This is a genomic window from Paenibacillus taichungensis (genome assembly GCF_013359905.1).
Lineage (GTDB): Bacteria > Bacillota > Bacilli > Paenibacillales > Paenibacillaceae > Paenibacillus > Paenibacillus taichungensis.
Genome location: NZ_JABMCC010000108.1, coordinates 87,768 through 104,390, shown reverse-complemented (window position 1 = coordinate 104,390; position 16,623 = coordinate 87,768). Strand labels below are relative to the sequence as shown.

14 protein-coding genes are annotated in these 16,623 nt (G+C 46.1%); 7 read left to right on the top strand and 7 right to left on the bottom strand.

Features of this window, described 5'->3' with window-relative positions:
• Positions 1-144 precede the first annotated feature (144 nt).
• The gene (locus HP548_RS13160; protein ID WP_175381920.1) at positions 145-780 is read left to right on the top strand and encodes a TetR/AcrR family transcriptional regulator; all 636 of its coding nucleotides are present in this window, start codon (positions 145-147) and stop codon (positions 778-780) included.
• Positions 781-798: 18 nt separating this feature from the next.
• On the opposite strand, the gene HP548_RS13155 is transcribed toward HP548_RS13160, so the two are convergent.
• The 3 genes from HP548_RS13155 to HP548_RS13145 all read right to left on the bottom strand — a co-directional run bounded on the left by HP548_RS13155 (position 799) and on the right by HP548_RS13145 (position 3,033).
• Positions 799-1,311, bottom strand: coding sequence for a hotdog domain-containing protein (locus HP548_RS13155; RefSeq protein ID WP_175382021.1), 513 nt, complete (start codon positions 1,309-1,311; stop codon positions 799-801).
• A gap of 445 nt (positions 1,312-1,756) precedes the next feature.
• Positions 1,757-2,224, bottom strand: coding sequence for a hypothetical protein (locus HP548_RS13150; protein WP_063567766.1), 468 nt, complete (start codon positions 2,222-2,224; stop codon positions 1,757-1,759).
• A gap of 185 nt (positions 2,225-2,409) precedes the next feature.
• Positions 2,410-3,033, bottom strand: coding sequence for an acetate uptake transporter (locus tag HP548_RS13145; protein WP_062322933.1), 624 nt, complete (start codon positions 3,031-3,033; stop codon positions 2,410-2,412).
• A 540-nt stretch (positions 3,034-3,573) separates the two neighbouring features.
• Between HP548_RS13145 and HP548_RS13140 the strand changes: the two genes are divergently transcribed.
• On the top strand, positions 3,574-3,750 hold the full coding sequence (locus HP548_RS13140) for an aspartyl-phosphate phosphatase Spo0E family protein (RefSeq protein WP_053782597.1): 177 nt from the start codon (positions 3,574-3,576) through the stop codon (positions 3,748-3,750).
• Positions 3,751-3,871: 121 nt separating this feature from the next.
• On the opposite strand, the gene HP548_RS13135 is transcribed toward HP548_RS13140, so the two are convergent.
• The gene (locus tag HP548_RS13135; protein ID WP_076287347.1) at positions 3,872-4,801 is read right to left on the bottom strand and encodes a response regulator; all 930 of its coding nucleotides are present in this window, start codon (positions 4,799-4,801) and stop codon (positions 3,872-3,874) included.
• 447 nt (positions 4,802-5,248) lie between these two features.
• Between HP548_RS13135 and HP548_RS13130 the strand changes: the two genes are divergently transcribed.
• Entirely contained in the window at positions 5,249-6,679 is a 1,431-nt protein-coding gene (locus HP548_RS13130) for an alanine/glycine:cation symporter family protein (protein ID WP_076287348.1), read from the top strand.
• Positions 6,680-6,817: 138 nt separating this feature from the next.
• Here HP548_RS13130 and HP548_RS34105 read toward each other — a convergent pair whose 3' ends face one another.
• Positions 6,818-7,276, bottom strand: coding sequence for a methyl-accepting chemotaxis protein (locus tag HP548_RS34105; RefSeq protein ID WP_409347656.1), 459 nt, complete (start codon positions 7,274-7,276; stop codon positions 6,818-6,820).
• 665 nt (positions 7,277-7,941) lie between these two features.
• Between HP548_RS34105 and HP548_RS13120 the strand changes: the two genes are divergently transcribed.
• Positions 7,942-8,634 (top strand): Crp/Fnr family transcriptional regulator, encoded by a 693-nt coding sequence (locus HP548_RS13120; RefSeq protein ID WP_063567772.1) that lies wholly within the window; start codon positions 7,942-7,944, stop codon positions 8,632-8,634.
• A 138-nt stretch (positions 8,635-8,772) separates the two neighbouring features.
• Here the strand turns inward: HP548_RS13120 and pepT are convergent, their stop codons facing one another.
• Positions 8,773-10,011 carry a peptidase T gene (gene pepT / locus HP548_RS13115; protein ID WP_175381918.1) on the bottom strand — a complete coding sequence of 413 codons (1,239 nt, stop codon included), beginning with the start codon at positions 10,009-10,011 and terminating at the stop codon, positions 8,773-8,775.
• Between the two features lie 499 nt (positions 10,012-10,510).
• Here pepT and HP548_RS13110 point away from each other — a divergent pair, with 499 nt between their 5' ends.
• Complete coding sequence (locus tag HP548_RS13110) at positions 10,511-11,545, top strand: NADH:flavin oxidoreductase/NADH oxidase (RefSeq protein WP_076287351.1); 1,035 nt, start codon at positions 10,511-10,513, stop codon at positions 11,543-11,545.
• A gap of 192 nt (positions 11,546-11,737) precedes the next feature.
• On the opposite strand, the gene HP548_RS13105 is transcribed toward HP548_RS13110, so the two are convergent.
• Entirely contained in the window at positions 11,738-12,568 is an 831-nt protein-coding gene (locus HP548_RS13105) for a class I SAM-dependent methyltransferase (protein WP_175381917.1), read from the bottom strand.
• A gap of 261 nt (positions 12,569-12,829) precedes the next feature.
• Here HP548_RS13105 and HP548_RS13100 point away from each other — a divergent pair, with 261 nt between their 5' ends.
• Positions 12,830-13,252 carry an SRPBCC family protein gene (locus tag HP548_RS13100; protein WP_076287352.1) on the top strand — a complete coding sequence of 141 codons (423 nt, stop codon included), beginning with the start codon at positions 12,830-12,832 and terminating at the stop codon, positions 13,250-13,252.
• A gap of 215 nt (positions 13,253-13,467) precedes the next feature.
• Positions 13,468-16,566 carry a hybrid sensor histidine kinase/response regulator gene (locus tag HP548_RS13095; RefSeq protein WP_175381916.1) on the top strand — a complete coding sequence of 1,033 codons (3,099 nt, stop codon included), beginning with the start codon at positions 13,468-13,470 and terminating at the stop codon, positions 16,564-16,566.
• Positions 16,567-16,623 lie beyond the last annotated feature (57 nt).

Below are 16,623 nucleotides of genomic sequence, written 5' to 3'. Positions count from 1 at the left end.
CCTGTGGTCTATCGTTCCTATCTCAATGTTAAGATATACATAGAAATGTGACAATCATCATTGACAGCGCATATGTCAGCTATCGGACAGAGATGTAAGCGGTGTTCATTTAGGTTACAATAATGGACAGAGGAGGTGGAAATGTTGATTATCGAACACCCTCAGGATCGGAGAGCACGAAGAACGCAGGATGCCATCATCGCTGCGGCAGTTTCTTTGATATTGGAAAAGGGAGCTGAAGCCGTCACGATTCGTGACATTACGGAGCGGGCGGATTATAACCGGGGAACGTTCTATTTACATTTTCCTGGTAAACCCGAGCTATTGCAATTCATACTGGATGATTTCATGCAGGGCGTGGGACAAGCTTATGCATCACCTTATGCGGAGTTAAAAGAAGTGGATATGACGGCATTGCTGCCATCAACGATGCCTGTATTTGAATATATCGAAGCGCATCAGGATATCTTTCGAGCCTTGATGACGATGCATGGGGATATGGGAACGAGACTCTGCAATATGTTCAGAACATATTTAACCGAGGATTTTGTATTGGTGACCGAAGACAGCGACTACACCATTAATTACGATATCATGCTAAGTTACCTGGTATCTGCGACCGTTGGTGTGATTATGCACTGGGCGGAGATTGGGTTCAAGTATTCTTCCCACTACATGGGAGAACAGTTGACCGCGTTAATTAACATCAAACCGACCCGTCTCCTGATTGAACCAGGGCAGAAGGGCCGGACCATTCATGAACGCATGCTTCAGGACTGAATAGCGTGCCTGATTGTCTTATTCCCAAGGATAACTAACGGTGAGGAAGTCGGTGAAGTTCTTGCTTTCTGCCCGCCGTTGTTTCCGCATGGCCGCCCGGGCTGGAGCAGTCTCGTATAATTTATTCTCTTCCTCCGTCTCCGGAATGATGCGAGGAACAATGAGTTTACGGTTATTTTCATCCAAAGCGACAAAGGTAAGGAATGCGGTCGCCGCAATCTTCTTCTCCCCCGTCTTCAGATCCTCGCGGATCACCTTCACAAAAATCTCCATCGAACTTCGTCCCGTCCACGATGCGAAGGATTCCAACGTCACCGAATCCGTCGGATTAATCGGATACAAGAAATCGACCGAATCGGTCGAAGCCGTAACGGTATTTACCCGGCACAACTTGGATGCGGCGATGGATGCAATGTCATCGATATAGGACATGAGTTTGCCGCCAAACAAGGTATTATGGTTATTTACATCGGTTGGAAATACTCTTGCCGTCTTGAAACAACGTGTTTCGCGCACATACTTTCTCTCCACTTGATCTAATTCCGTAGGTTTAGGTATCTCTCTCATTCTTTGTAGTCCTCCTGACAGTATGGCTGATGGACGCTGCAAGATATGCCGCGTCCATCCTCTCTATATGTTAGTTCTAGTATAGGTGTCGGTCACTTCTTCCTCGCCATCAGGAACCAGTTCAAAGCGCAAGCCAAGCGCAAAAGCCACCTTCTGGAGCGTATCGCGAAGCGCGGAATCTGCGCGGAGCTCTCCAGACGGGCAATAGCCGACTGCTTGAGTCCTGCTCGTTCACCGATATTATCGGAAGCTAGGACGCTTCTAGCGTCGACGACATGCCGTCTGATGTACCAATATAATAGACTGTCATACACTGTTACATTTCGAATACACAAAAAAGGATTCGAGCTGCCGATAATGGCCTCGAATCCTTTTTTGTGAATAATCAGTCGTAACGGATTTTAATGTTTTATGCGTTAGCTTCAGTGACGCTATTGGAAGCGAATGCAGACCACTTTGCATTTACACCACTGGAACAATGGAATGAGATGGTATAATCACCACCGCGCATACCTTGCGGATAATCCGCCGTGCTTCTCCAAGTATATGCTGCTCCCGGCTTAACAGTAGCTGCAATATACTCTAATCCTGATGAGTGTGTCATCGTAACAGTTAGATTGCTTGTTCCATTGTTTAGGAAGTAGAATTTACCATGTCCGTAACCAGCTGGAACCGAGAAATAAGCGGGGACGATAGAAGTAGCAGCGCTCACAGTTGTGAGCGGCTGTTGGTTACCAACAGAGAACGGAGTAACAATTGGTGGCGTTGTCTCATCTGCCGGATTTGCTTGGACGCTATCAGCGCTAACTACTGCTGGAATCGCCAAAGTTGCGGCTAGTGCTAAGGATAAAACTGCGGATCTTGCTTTGTTTCTCATTTGTTATAAACTCCCTCACCTAGTAGAACGTTGTATATGACATGTTAATATTATACTTTTTTTCAGAAAAAGAAATGAAAAAAATGGTAAAAAGTAAAAAAGAAGCTGTATCCCTATTCAAGTGAAGCATGATTCAAAAAAACCGCCAGGCGCGGACCGGCGCGCTGGCGGTTTGATGCTGTATATTAAGCCTTGGGTCTGAAAATGCCAGACGGCTTGCCGATAGGCAAGAACGTATAGCCGAAGTGAGCGTTCAGTACGGAAGCACCTGTGCCGTACAACGACACGATTCCGATTCCCATTTCAGCATAAGCTGCGATGGTATGGAAGATATGAGGAGCTACGCCGAAAGCGTCAAAGGTCAGGCCAAGGAACAGGAAGTCAATGAGAATGAAAATGATGAGCAATACTTTGTTGGCTTCCACGGCACCCAGCGTCATGAACAGGGTGAACACGAGGTATCCGGCAAAAGCAAATCCGAGCTGCTTTCCATCTGCCTGTTCCGCAAGAGTGGAGCCAAACACGCCCATTTTGATCAGCCAGTTGGCACCCATGGCGAACCAGAAGAATGCATATGCGCCGAAGGCAGTTGTGCCAAAGGTATTGTTACGTTTGGAATCTTGAATACAAGCGAACAACTGGGCAAAAGCACCTAGGAAAATCGCCCAAGGAATGGCGTAGCTAAGGCCGTCTGTAATGCCAAGCTTTTGGGAAGAAGCGACCAGAGTGACGATGGCCAACCCAAATAATCCCATCGCGCTGGGATCGGCGTTTATGATTTTGACTTTAGTCTGTGAATCGGTTTGCATGGTGTTGATGAGCCTCCAAATAATCAAATCAGGATGATCCGCTCGAACTGAATCGTCCTCTATACTTCTTATTTTGTATCCGCCTGGTCCGGACACACACATCGCCCTATTGTACCTGAATGAATTACGTATGAAAAGGGATTTTATTACCTTTTGGAGCAAGGTGGAGAAAAACGGAAAATTACATGTTCATTCTTTAAAGTGAACTGACGAAGAAGCACCTCTTTATCGAATAGGGTTACCCCTTGGGTAAGCCTGTAGATCGAGAGGTGTTTTTTTGGTTTTTTAACATACACAATAATGACACAACTGTTTGAATATGAAGTTAGTGGGGAAAATTTGCTCGTGAAATTGTAAACCAACCTTCAATTAGGCGTTGCAGAGCCATTTTCGGATCGTCTTGTAGAGATGGCTATAGAGACTTTCAAAAATTGGAGAAGGATACAAAACATCCATGCGAACTATGCCATATGTTAATCCAACTATAGATTGACAGGAAAACCTAAAATGTAACACAGAAATAGGGAGGGATTAGACGCGATGGTTATGAGTTTGGAATTGAAAAATCAAATAGAGAAAGCCAGACATAACCTTCATATGTTGGTAGAGCATAACGAGGGTAGATTTGGACATCCCGATGTGCTTCAGCAGTCCATGGTACTGGATGAATTGATCAATGAGTATAATCGAATGCACTTAAGCAAGCCGAGGGCTTGATGGATATAGATGAGCTATTTTTTGCAATCATGCGCACATGATAATAGCTGGAATAGGCAGCAGGAAGAACGAATGCTGTATCAGTTCCAGTTCGATCATGAGCGCATGTTTTTTTTACTCTTTAATGCAACAGCCGCTTGGCTTCCAGATACAGTACCTGAACGAACTTTTTGGTGTTAATGCGGGTCTGGGACAAGGAGGGCTCCACATTGTTTTGCAGTTCCAGCATTTTCTTGCGAATCTCCGTAAAGTCAAAGAACTTTGACGCGTAATTCTCGAACTTTGGATGTGTGTAATCCGTGAGTCCGAGCGATACGACATGGCTTAATGTTTGGAAAATTGCCCGGCGAACGCGCTGCTCGGATGCCTTGATCTCCTTCGTTATTTCCGCTGATGTGGCATCGGAGCCCAGTTTGCGTATGGCTACATTCTGGAAGATATCCTTAAGTGACGGGAACGTGTATGGAGAGAGTTTATGTTCCTCCGTTTCAATCTGCTCCAGGTATTCCAGCATGTCCAGCAGATCTCTACTGCCGGCTTCTCCGATCATGCCCATCTCGGATAACAGGAAATGTCCTGCTGTCGTGATCGTTTTGTCAGGGGCCGGTGTTGAAGCACGTTCAGAAGATTGTAATCTGGACAGTCCTTGCAGCGTACGCTGAATATCTGCGATGGATTGCTGCATACGCAGACGCTCGTCCACCAGTCGCAGAACAGACAGAATCTCCAGTCGATTAATCGGCTTCGTAATATAGTATTCGATGCCAAGCGAATAGGCTTCCCCAATCATATTTTTCGACTCAATCTGGGAGATCATCACGATCTTGCCATCGAACCTTCCTTCAAGCGCACGTATCGTCTGAATCCCGTCTCGCTGCGGCATGAGCAGATCAATCAGGAGTACATCCACCTTATGCAGCTCCAACAGTTCAGCATGAATATGAGCCCCATCTTCGGCTTCTCCCACAATCTCACCGAGCCCCTCATCTTCAATAATATCCATTAGCATGGATCGAACCCCAGGATCATCATCCACAATAAAATAACGCATTTCCGTGGTCCTCCTTTCTGATTAAGTTCACTCCTATATATTTCGTTCTCTGCATCTATAAATGATCTTTCCCTGCTATTAATGTCCCCTATTATCATACTTGGTTGTATATCCCGATGTGAAGACCCGTGTATGCTGACGGATATGTCAGATAAAGTAACAGTGAATGGATAAACGTTGCTTATTTATAAAAAATTTAAATGTTTCCGTGTAGGTATTTGTCGGTTTCCGTAGATGACCCTGTAGTATAGGTAACATCCGAAAATGTGGATTCCGAGATGTGCAGAATGGTGCAAACGATCTCTTAACTATCGTACTGCAGCAGAGATCTGTCCGTCTGGAGCGATAGAACTGCATGCCTTTATGAAGTAGTATGAGAATTTTTCGCTCAGTCATACAGCTGGGGAACGCTTTTTAACGAACCGTCAACGAAAAGGGGCATAGCCAATGGAGCAAACAATACAAGATATTATTGCAGTTTTCAATGATTTTCTGTGGTCCAAGCTGTTAATCATCTTGTTGGTCGTATGTGGTTTGTATTTTACGACCAAGACCCGGTTCATGCAATTCCGCATGATTGGGGATATGGTGAAAGTGCTCAAGGAGCCGAAGAGCAAGGAGCCCGGCAAAATTTCGCCGTTTCAGGCATTCTGTATCAGTATGGCGGCCCGCGTGGGAACCGGGAATATTACCGGTATTGCACTGGCAATCGCACTGGGGGGACCAGGGGCTGTATTCTGGATGTGGGTTATCGCAATTTTTGGTTCGGCTTCGAGTTTTGTGGAGAGTACGCTTGCTCAAATTTATAAAATCAAAGATAAAGGCGGATTCCGCGGAGGGCCGGCTTATTATATGGAGCGTGGCCTCGGGAAACGATGGATGGGGATATTGTTCGCAATTCTCATTACGTTGTCGTTTGGTTTGGTCTTTAATGCTGTGCAGTCCAACACGATTACAGTCGCATTCAAAAATTCTTTCGGCATCGATCGGTTGACTGTAGGCATCATTATGGCCGTTGTGTTCGCAGGAATCATTATGGGTGGTGTTAAACGGATTGCCAAGGCGTCTGAATACATCGTCGTTGTTCTTGCTGTGCTGTACATTGGTGTGGCTGCATTTGTTGTTCTGTCGAACATCACACAACTTCCGGCCATGATTGCGCTGATTGTGAAAAATGCCTTCGGCATTGAACAGGTCGCGGGTGGTACACTTGGAGCCGCGCTGATGAATGGTGTCAAACGTGGTTTGTTCTCCAATGAGGCGGGTATGGGTAGTGCACCGAATGCTGCCGCTACGGCGGATACAACACATCCGGTCAAACAAGGGCTTATTCAGGCGTTTGGTGTGTTGACCGATACCTTGGTAATTTGTACAAGCACGGCCATGATTATTTTGTTATCTGGGGTGTACAAAGGTTCCAATCTGGGCGGGATTGAATTAACTCAAGCGGCATTAAGTGTGCATATTGGTTCATGGGCATCCGGATTTTTGGCAGTGATGGTGTTCCTGTTTGCCTTTAGTACGCTCATCGGGAATTATTACTACGGGGAAACCAATATTGAGTTTATCAAATCCAATAAAGTATGGCTGTGGGTATACCGTGTATGTGTCATCGCGATGGTGCTGTTCGGTGCCGTTGCCAAGGTACAGTTGGTATGGGATCTGGCCGACCTGTTTATGGGACTAATGGTTGTGGTGAATCTGATCGCCATCCTGATGCTGTCCAAGGTGACATTCGATGCGCTGAAAGATTACAAGAAACAAAAGGCCGAAGGACGTGACCCGATCTTTACTCGGGACCGTATTCACATTCCGGGAGAAGTGGAATGCTGGGAGTCGGAGGCCGAGGTAGTAGGGACTCCACGTACACCGCGATAAAAAGACAAATGAAACAGGACTTAGAATTTCCGTCACGGGGACGGGGATTCCAAGTCCTGTTTATTACATCTAAATTAGTTATTATTCAAAGAGTACTGGTGGAGTCGGTAACCTTCCTATCGGGAGATGCACATTTTCTTAATCATTCACAGAGTAACTGATCAGTTGCTCAGACAGGGCTTTCATGCATTCTCCCGCTTCATTCAGCTTCTCGATGACATCCGTGAACGAAGATACGAGCGTAGCTTGCTCCTGAGAAGAAGCTGCAATCTGAGATACTTCGACTTCCATCTGTTTAATAACCTGTTGTACATCCTTCAAGCTAATATCAATATCGCTGGTAGCCTGTTTGGCATCGACAGAAAGTTTGCGCACTTCCGTTGCGACCACACCAAAGCCGGCTCCGGCTTCACCTACACGCGCAGCTTCGATAGCGGCATTGAGCCCAAGCAAGTTGGTCTGTTCCGAGATTTCACGAATGAACCCGGCAACCTTGTTGATCTGAGACGAATTCTTTACCGCCAGGCGTGTATTCTCCAGAATCTGTTCGCTGGTGGCCTGCAATTCCTCCGCATGAGCGGCAACGTGCTGGACCATTTCAACCAGGTTTCCATTAATCGTTTGGTTTTCTTGTATAATAGCTTCAAGCTGATTCTGGTTCGATTGATCATATGATACGCAGAAAATAGCAACGACCTGATGATTATCATCAAAGATCGGTACATTAAGGATATCAAGCTCGATACCGTAGTATTCTGCCGGCAGGTGGGTCAGAGAGGCTTCGTTTCCGTTCGTGAGAGCGGTGAAGTTCTTATATCCATCCAAAAGAGGATCACCTTCGTTGAATCCAAGATTGAACTTATCGGTGGAGACAGAATACAGTACCTTCTCGTGATCATACACCGTTAGACTGGCTGGTTCTCTAAGAATCATACGGATATAAGGCATTACTTTCAAAAGAGCATCTACAACGTTCATAACAGGTAGAACCATCCTTTCTTTATTTGAATTCTAAATTAGCAGTTGTAACTATGCTTATTGCTTTATCTTTCATCGGATAAGAGTGCGCTATCATGTACTTCTTTTTTCATAAAATATTGTCATTTTGAAGGCTGGATTTTAAAGTGTTTCCCATTTAAATGAATGTATTGGATATAAGTTCTAGTTGTAACTATTTTTATATTAAGATATTTGTACTGATCTATATCGTTTATGGGACATGTGTCCAATGCATATGTAGATCTACACAGGGGGGTTCCGAGATGAGAGAAATCATGGACTTTGGATTGCTGCGCCAGCTTGCGCGGGAGCATGGCCTGGATCAGGTGCTCGACGAGCCTGCACTTGCTGAATTAAGGTTGCTCGAAGCCTCCAAAGGCGAGATTATATGTGCCAAAGGTGAACGTCCCGAACGATTATATTTTCTCGTCCAAGGTAAGCTCAAGATTTATACAACACTTCCGAATGGCAAGTCTTTGTTGCTGCGTTTCAGTATGCCTCCTGCTCTGGTAGGTGATCTGGAGCTGGTCAATGGTAAGGAAGCCAAAAACACGGTGGAATCCGTCAACAAGAGCCTGTTGCTCGGTGTAAGCTATCGCTATCTCAAGAATACATATGCTGAAAACCCGAAATTTCTCCATTTTATGCTCAGTCATGTGACCCACAAATTATATACCTTCTCGAATCTATCGAGTCTTAATCTGCTTTATCCTGTAGAGAGCCGTTTTGCAAGCTATTTGTTGTCCACGATGGAGCAGGGGGAGCAGATCACAGAAGAAATCCAGACCTCCAAGTTAACAGAGCTGGCCGATATGCTGGGCACGAGCTATAGACACTTGAACCGGGTCATCCATGACCTTCGTGACCGTGAAATCATCCGCAAAGAACAGCGCAACATTGTCATCTGCAATCTGGAGCAGCTGCGTGAAATTGCGGGAGGTAATATGTACGAATAAGTAGGTTAGATGGCAGTACCTCACATCGTTTTACGGTAAAAATGTAAAGACACCCTCTGCAGATCAGAGGGTGTCCAGTGCCTCCACTTGTCAGGTGAAGGCTTTTTTTCTTTGTCGTTCTATTAATTTAGATATGGTTTAAACATCTCCACGCTGTTCGAATAATTGAGCGATTTCCACGATGACCTGTGTGGCCTTCACCATATTATCCACCGATACATATTCGAATTTGCCGTGATAGTTCTCTCCGCCAGTGAAGATGTTGGGTGTAGGCATACCCATGTACGAAAGCTGGGAACCGTCTGTGCCTCCCCGAATTGGGCGGATGACAGGTTCGATATCCAGGCGAGTCATCGCTTCGTGTGCAATATCGACGATCTGGCGCACAGGTTCGATTTTCTCACGCATGTTATAGTATTGATCATTTAATTCAATGGAGATACTTTTCTCGCCATATTTGTTTTTCAATTCGCCCACGACATCCAACAAATACGCTTTACGTTCCTCAAACTTCTCCCGGTCGAAGTCCCGGATGATGTAACTCATCTTAGTCAGTTCGACGTCTCCCTCGATAGATAACAAATGATAGAATCCTTCATAACCTTCTGTGAATTCGGGAGCTTCCTCCGCAGGCAATCGGCGGTTCAACTCCATCGCAATTTTAGCGGAATTGACCATCTTGTTTTTGGCTGTGCCCGGGTGCACGTTGGTGCCCCGTACTGTGATTTTGGCAGCAGCCGCGTTGAAACTTTCGTATTCCAGCTCGCCAAGTGGTCCGCCGTCCACCGTGTAGGCATATTTGGCTCCAAAAGCAGGGACATCGAACTTATGCGGCCCACGGCCAATCTCTTCATCCGGGGTAAAAGCAACACGAATCTTTCCATGTTTTAATTCCGGGTGTTCAATCAGGTAGGCCATTGCTGTCATGATCTCGGTAATACCGGCTTTATTGTCCGCGCCAAGAAGTGTTGTGCCATCTGTTGTAATCAGGGTGTGGCCTTTATATTCACGCAGTTCTGGGAAATCAGTTGTGGATAACACCACATCCAATTCCTGATTCAGCACAATGTCCTGTCCATCATAGTTGTCGATGACCTGTGGTTTGACATCTTTGCCTGTGAAGTCCGTTGCTGTATCCAGATGAGCCAGGAAACCGATCACTGGAACATCCTTGTCTGTGTTGGATGGCAATGTCGCCATTACGTAGCCGTTATCATCCATGGTCACTTCCTGCAATCCAATGGATGTACATTCTTCAACTAGGTATTTACCCAAGACCAGCTGGCCTGGTGAGGAAGGGCAGGTCTCGCTATTTTCATCGGATTGTGTGTCCATTTGAGCATAGGTTGTTAGTCTTTGAATTAAAATATCTTTCACCAGTAATCGCTCCTTCGGCTCGGTTAGTATATAAGTTGACCACTTATTTTACACTATCACTACGAGGTCAGAATACCCTTCTGATCGCTGTTATCCCCAGATTTTTTTGATTCCCTTATTAAAAGGGAAATCCGGTGATAAAGGCGAACGCTTCGCTTCTCCAGTTTATCCTGCCCTCTCCGTTTTCGTGTAACCGTTAGGTACAACTTATATAAAGTGGGTATAGTATAACCTGTATGTCTGTATGGCTATCATATCATGTTTTGGGTTCATTTCGAGTTGTGGTGAATGCATCAGAAGAAAATGGTCAACTAGGTATAAAAAAGGGTACTATCTCACAAAAAAGTACGTACTTGTATTTCTATAGGTTAGGTTCATAATAGTTATTGAGGATTTGGAGCAGGACAACTGCGGCAAGCATGGGCAGCTGTTTTCCGATCTGGAAAACAAGGAATTGCCTCAACATATATCAACATACTGAATAGGAGATGGAATTGAAATGACAGAGAAATTATTTTCCCCTTATCAATTCAAGGGACTTCAACTAAATAACCGTGTCGTTATGGCACCGATGTGCCAATATTCCGTTACTGCTAAAGACGGCATTCCGAACGATTGGCATCAGGTACACTATGTAAGCCGTGCGGTTGGGGGTACAGGGTTGATCGTGATCGAGATGACGGATGTTGATCCGGACGGACGTATTACTGACAATGATCTGGGCATCTGGTCAGATGAACACATTCCTGCCTTTACCAAGCTGGTGGATGGTATTCACGCATATGGCTCCAAGGTGGCGATTCAGATCGCGCATGCTGGACGTAAAGCAGAGGATGCGGCTCGACCTGTAGCTCCATCAGTGGTTACTTTCCCTGGAGAGAGCTTTAATACACCACACGCTTTAACTACAGAGGAAACACAAGCCATGGTACAGAAATTTGCGGACGGTGTACGCCGTGCAGTAGCTGCGGGGGTCGATGCGATTGAGCTGCATGGTGCACACGGTTATCTCATTCATCAATTCCATTCTCCACTGATGAACCATCGCGAGGATGAGTATGGACAGGATCTTTCCCGTTTTGGTGTCGAGATTATTCGCGCAGTGAAAAAAGAAATGCCGGAAGATATGCCGCTGATTATGCGGATTTCGGCAGTGGAATACGCTGATGGCGGGTATGACATTGATCATACCATTGAAATTTCCCGTGCCTATCAGGCAGCAGGCGTGGATATGTTCCACATTAGCTCTGGCGGTGAAGGACCTTCCGGACAACGTAAACCGGGTAACTACCCTGGTTACCAAGTGCCGTTTGCTCGTCGTTTCCGTGAAGAACTGAACGTTCCTGTCATTGCGGTAGGCATGCTTGAAGATTCAGCTCTGGCTCAAGCGGTTATCGGCAACGGTGATGCAGATCTGGTCGCGGTTGGCAGAGGTATGCTGCGTGATCCTTACTGGGCGACTCATGCAGCTCTGGAACTGGGTGTTAGCAAAGATAAAGCGGCTATCGCACAGCCGTATTCTCGCGGGTACTGATCTTAATTAGAACATTTTTAATTAGAACATTTATATAAATTCAATTAAAAAGGGATGTCCCATAAGTCATGAACATGACGGAGGACATCCCTTTTTAGCATCATTACAATCTAACGAACCTAGCAACTGTTATTAGCTGCAATTTTTACGTATTAACCAATCGTATGCACGTTACTTCCTCGATCTTGGATCTTATCCCGGTGTGGTCGATTCGATAGCGCTTTGACCTGAAAGTGAATCCACTTCCGAGGGTAGTCCTCGTGTCGCTTCAAACACAAATTTCTGATCAGAACGCGAAGGTTCCTGGTCGGGGTCGAAGTCGGCATATACAATAACTTCAACGAAACCGATCTGTTCCAGAATCATGCGCATCTCCTCCACGCCGTACCAACGTAATGCAAGCTGTTGCAGTTCTGTGGCTATGAGGGTGCCATGGCGCCACTTTTCATAGCGAATTAAACTTACTTTGTATTGCTGAAGCATATTGACTTCGATGTCTTTGCTCTCCATTGTAATCGTATCGCCATCCGGTAATTGAACAGTCGAGGTACCTGAGTAGTGTGAGGTCGTATTCGTAACATCGGGTAGGAAGAGGTCCAGCACAAGTCGGCCTCCAGGTTCCAGATGTTGATACAGATTATGCAGGGCCTTTATGGAAGCCTGTCTATCTTGAATAAGCAGCAGGGAGCCTGCGGCGATGATAATGACTTCATACCGATAAGGAAGATCAAGTGTCTCCAGATCAGCAGCGAACAATTCAGGCAGGGGCAATCCTCGCTCGGTACAAAGAGCCCGGCATGAATCGAGCATATCCGTTGAATAATCAAGACCGTCTACGTTCAAACCAGCCTCAAGTAATGGAATCAGCATTCGACCTGAACCAGACATTGCTTCCAGGATGCGTCCATTGCAGTTCATCAGATAATCACGGTAAAATTCAATATCGCCTCCGAGGGATTGGCCAACGGGTTTGGTGGCATTATAAACCTCGGTACATAAAGGACCATAATAACTAAAAGACATGTAACGTTTCCTCCACAACATAATTAGAATAGAATGTGGAAGGGACTAGCTACGAAATGTTTATCCCTTCCGGCAACGGTTGGAATTGAATTTTTCAGAGCAGACTATCATAAGAAATCACGCACCTTTTATGTAATATGTTCCAATTATAGATTTGTTTTCAATGCCGGTCAACAGAGTACCTGTTGTTAGCAGAATATATTTGACACATATCATCTAATCTTGAACAATGAGTTATATCCATTTAGAAGGAGAGATATCATGGAATCTTCAAGTGCATTGCCAGATATTCGGGAACAACTGTTACTTCACGCACCTGTGGAGAAAGTGTGGGCGATTGTATCGACGTCGAAGGGCTTGGAATCATGGTTTATGCCAAGCAATCTGGAGCCGGTGGAAGGGCATGAATTTATATTGGAAGCAGGACCCTTTGGTAAATCACCGTGCAAAGTCACGGAAGTTCAGCCGCTACATAAGCTGTCATTCCAATGGGGTAAGGACTGGACGCTTACGTTTGAACTAACGGAGCAAGGACAAGACACTGACTTTGCATTGATTCACAGTGGTTGGGACGCGGACAAACTGACTGAATTTGGACAGGCTCATGCCATGGTTCGTGAACGGATGGAGCAGGGCTGGGCTGGAATCGTGCAGAAACTGGCCCAGGTCGTTGGACAAGCGTAAGGAAACGAGAGAAGTAGAAAAGATAGTCAACAAATTCAAAAAGTCACGGGTCTTACTCCGGTCTGCATTCCGGTAGCTGAGCCTGTGGCTTTTTTGGCGTTAAAATATCATGTAAGAACTATTTCCGTCAGCAACAGAAACGTGTAACATGGAGTTATAGGTATAAAACGACAAAATTAGACGTCTCTCGCCATGGGGGCGGAAGGATTACATAGATGAGAAAACACTGGATTATGCTCACCATTAGCTTTATATGTATTGTTGCCTTTCCTCTGGGATCCATTATTCAAACGTTAATTATTGAGCGCGGCAACCCTCATGCAAGGGATGGGGTCATGGACCTGACCAGCTGGAACTTCGACAGGCATGGGGCTGCATCCCTGAATGGTACTTGGGATTTCTATCCGGGTCAGTTGTTGAAGCCTGTTGATTTTGAGGCGGACGTATCCGGACGCAAGCCGCTTTCCAAACCTCTACCTATCCATGTCCCCTCCCGGTGGAATGGGATTCTTGGAGAGGCGCACGGGTATGGGACCTATCATTTACGTGTTCGAATTCCCCCTAGAGCAGAGAAGAACGATTACGGAATCCGCACTCAAAATATCCGTATGGCTCATCGTTTATTTATAGATGGCAAAGAGATTGGCGGCAAAGGGCTGCCAGGTACAACACGAAATACCGACATTCAGCTCAATTTGCCTTTTACAGGATTTACTTCCATAGAAGGCGACGTTGCAGATATTATCATTCAGGTATCCAATTACAGCTACTCGTCTGGAGGCATTATCGCATCCATTTTGTTTGGAGACGAGCACAGTATCCTGAAGAGCCAACAACAGGATTGGCTCAAGGATCTGATGACACTATTCGGATTTATTTTGCCAGCGGCCTTCTTCCTGATGTTATTCCGGCTGCGGCGCAGTGAGAAAGAGCTTCGGTATCTAGGGTTATTCAGCCTGTCCGGTGCAATGTACGCATTAACTCATGGAGAGAAGTTGCTGGGAACCCTGTTACCATTCTTACCGAATAATGATATTCTGCGGCTGCAATTACTCAGCGCGGCTCTTGCGTATTATTACTTGCTACGTTACATGGATGCACTTGTTCCTGGAGCGGTACATCAATGGTTTGTTCGCTTGGGTGTGGTTCTGGTAATAGTCCAATGCGTGGTAGGCCTTACATTGTCTCCTGTTCTATTCTCATTGTTGGAGCTGCCTATGCTGCTGATTTCACTGGTGGTGATTGGTTACACGCTGCGAGCTATGCTCCATTGGCTGAAAAAGCAACCGAACGACGGTCATTTTGTCCTAATGAGCATGATGAGTATATTTATGGTGGTTGTGCTGCACACCGTTGGTGCTTTCACCACCGTGGATACGACATTTCTTGCGCTGTACGAGCTTCTGTTATTCGTCTTTGCACAGATGATTCTAACAGCGACCCGATTCGCACAATCATTCCGTGAAGTTGAAGCGTTGTCTGAACGTTTGCTTGCCATTGATATTCTCAAGGATGAGTTTATGGCCAATACGTCACATGAACTGAGAACTCCCCTACATGGCATTATTAATATTGCTCAATCGATGCTGGAAGGGGCGGCAGGAGCGGTTACACCCAAGCAGGCTAAAAATCTGTCCATGATCACCTCAACTGGAAAGCGGCTTTCACTGCTGGTAAACGATATTTTGGATTTTTCCAAGCTCAAAAATGGTGAAATTGAATTAAAACGGAATGCTGTGGACCTTGAATCCGTTGCCCGAACGGTGGTTGAAGTCTCTGGTTTTACCTTTGAAGATAAACCGGTTGTGCTGATTCAACAATGGCCTCTAGCGTTGCCGTTGGTTGAAGCGGACGAGGATCGCCTAAGGCAGATTCTGTACAACCTGCTGGGCAATGCGTATAAGTACACGAAGCAAGGTGAGATTCGGATCTATGCCCGTGTGGATGGAGCTATGGTGACGGTATCTATCGCCGATACAGGTGTTGGTATTACCCCAGATAAACTGGAAGACATATTTCAGTCTTACGAACAGGGCAACGGAACAAGTGAGAGGGTTAACGGAGGAACTGGTCTTGGACTGAGTATCACTCGCAAACTTGTCGAGCTTGGGGGAGGGATCATCTGGGTAGAATCGGAGCCAGGTGAAGGTTCGACCTTTCATTTTACCCTGCCTGTTGTGCAGTTTCCTTTGCTGCAAGTGAATTCGAAGCCTGTTGCGGCTCAATATGTATCTACCCAAGAAAGAAGAGCGCAGGATACGGCAGCAGCAGTGCATTGGGATGAGACGGATGATAGTCTGGAAGCAGAGCATACCATTCTGATTGTGGACGATGATCCTGTGAATCGACAGGTATTGTTCAATCTTCTATCAACGGAACGTTACCGTGTCATTGCAGCGGATAGCGGGGCAGCAGCACTGAAGCTTCGTGAAGAACACCCCTCCATTGATCTTGTCATTACAGACTGGATGATGCCACAAATGTCCGGGCTTGAGCTGTGTCGCAAGCTGCGTGAGAACAGCTCCTTGTCCGAGCTGCCTATTCTTATGCTGACAGCTCGCGGGCTGCCTGAAGATATCAAAATGGGGTTCCAGGCAGGAGCAAATGATTTTCTGAGCAAACCTGTGGATGCAGGTGAACTGCGTGCAAGAGTGCGGACGTTAATTGAGATGCGTACCTCGGTACAGGAAGTTATTCGTACGGAAATGGCCTTTTTGCAAGCTCAGATCAAACCGCACTTTTTATATAACGCGCTCAACGTCATTATTGCAACATGCGCCGTCAATCCGGATAAAGCGACCGATTTGCTTATTGAACTGAGTCATTACTTGCGGGGAAGTTTCGATTTCCAGAACCGCGACCAACTGGTTCCGCTAGCGAAGGAACTGGAGTTAGTGGAGTCCTACGTACATCTGGAACAAGCTAGGTTCGAGGAACGTTTGGTGGTCCATTATGATATCGACCCAGATGTGCGTCTTTACCTGCCACCACTCAGTATTCAACCACTTGTGGAGAATGCGATTCGTCACGGGGTGATGGAGCGTGCTGCAGGCGGTACGGTTAACCTTGGTATTACCAGGGAAGATGAGCACATCGTCATTGTGGTACAGGATGATGGAGTAGGCATACCTCCTGAGCGTTTGGCTCAAGTAAGTTCAGGGCGAACTGAAGGTCCTGGAGGTGTAGGGCTACAGAATATTAATCGACGCCTGTTGTCTATATATGGTCAAGGGCTGGAGATTCAGAGTCATTCGGGGAAAGGAACGCTAATACGGTTTCGCATACCTGTGGAGAAGAGAAATGGTTCCAAATAATGGGCCGAGCTGGGCGGATTTGGTTAACAGACTATTAAGCGGGTGCCAAGATAACCG

Bases quoted from the DNA above. Each gene is read 5' to 3' on its own strand.
- HP548_RS13150 (WP_063567766.1), bottom strand. From the start codon at position 2,224: ATGAGAAACAAAGCAAGATCCGCAGTTTTATCCTTAGCACTAGCCGCA.
- HP548_RS13105 (WP_175381917.1), bottom strand. From the start codon at position 12,568: ATGTCTTTTAGTTATTATGGTCCTTTATGTACCGAGGTTTATAATGCC.
- HP548_RS13120 (WP_063567772.1), top strand. From the start codon at position 7,942: ATGAGAGAAATCATGGACTTTGGATTGCTGCGCCAGCTTGCGCGGGAG.
- HP548_RS13100 (WP_076287352.1), top strand. From the start codon at position 12,830: ATGGAATCTTCAAGTGCATTGCCAGATATTCGGGAACAACTGTTACTT.
- HP548_RS13110 (WP_076287351.1), top strand. From the start codon at position 10,511: ATGACAGAGAAATTATTTTCCCCTTATCAATTCAAGGGACTTCAACTA.
- HP548_RS13095 (WP_175381916.1), top strand. From the start codon at position 13,468: ATGAGAAAACACTGGATTATGCTCACCATTAGCTTTATATGTATTGTT.
- HP548_RS13130 (WP_076287348.1), top strand. From the start codon at position 5,249: ATGGAGCAAACAATACAAGATATTATTGCAGTTTTCAATGATTTTCTG.
- HP548_RS13140 (WP_053782597.1), top strand. From the start codon at position 3,574: ATGGTTATGAGTTTGGAATTGAAAAATCAAATAGAGAAAGCCAGACAT.
- HP548_RS34105 (WP_409347656.1), bottom strand. From the start codon at position 7,276: ATGGTCCAGCACGTTGCCGCTCATGCGGAGGAATTGCAGGCCACCAGC.
- HP548_RS13145 (WP_062322933.1), bottom strand. From the start codon at position 3,033: ATGCAAACCGATTCACAGACTAAAGTCAAAATCATAAACGCCGATCCC.
- HP548_RS13135 (WP_076287347.1), bottom strand. From the start codon at position 4,801: ATGCGTTATTTTATTGTGGATGATGATCCTGGGGTTCGATCCATGCTA.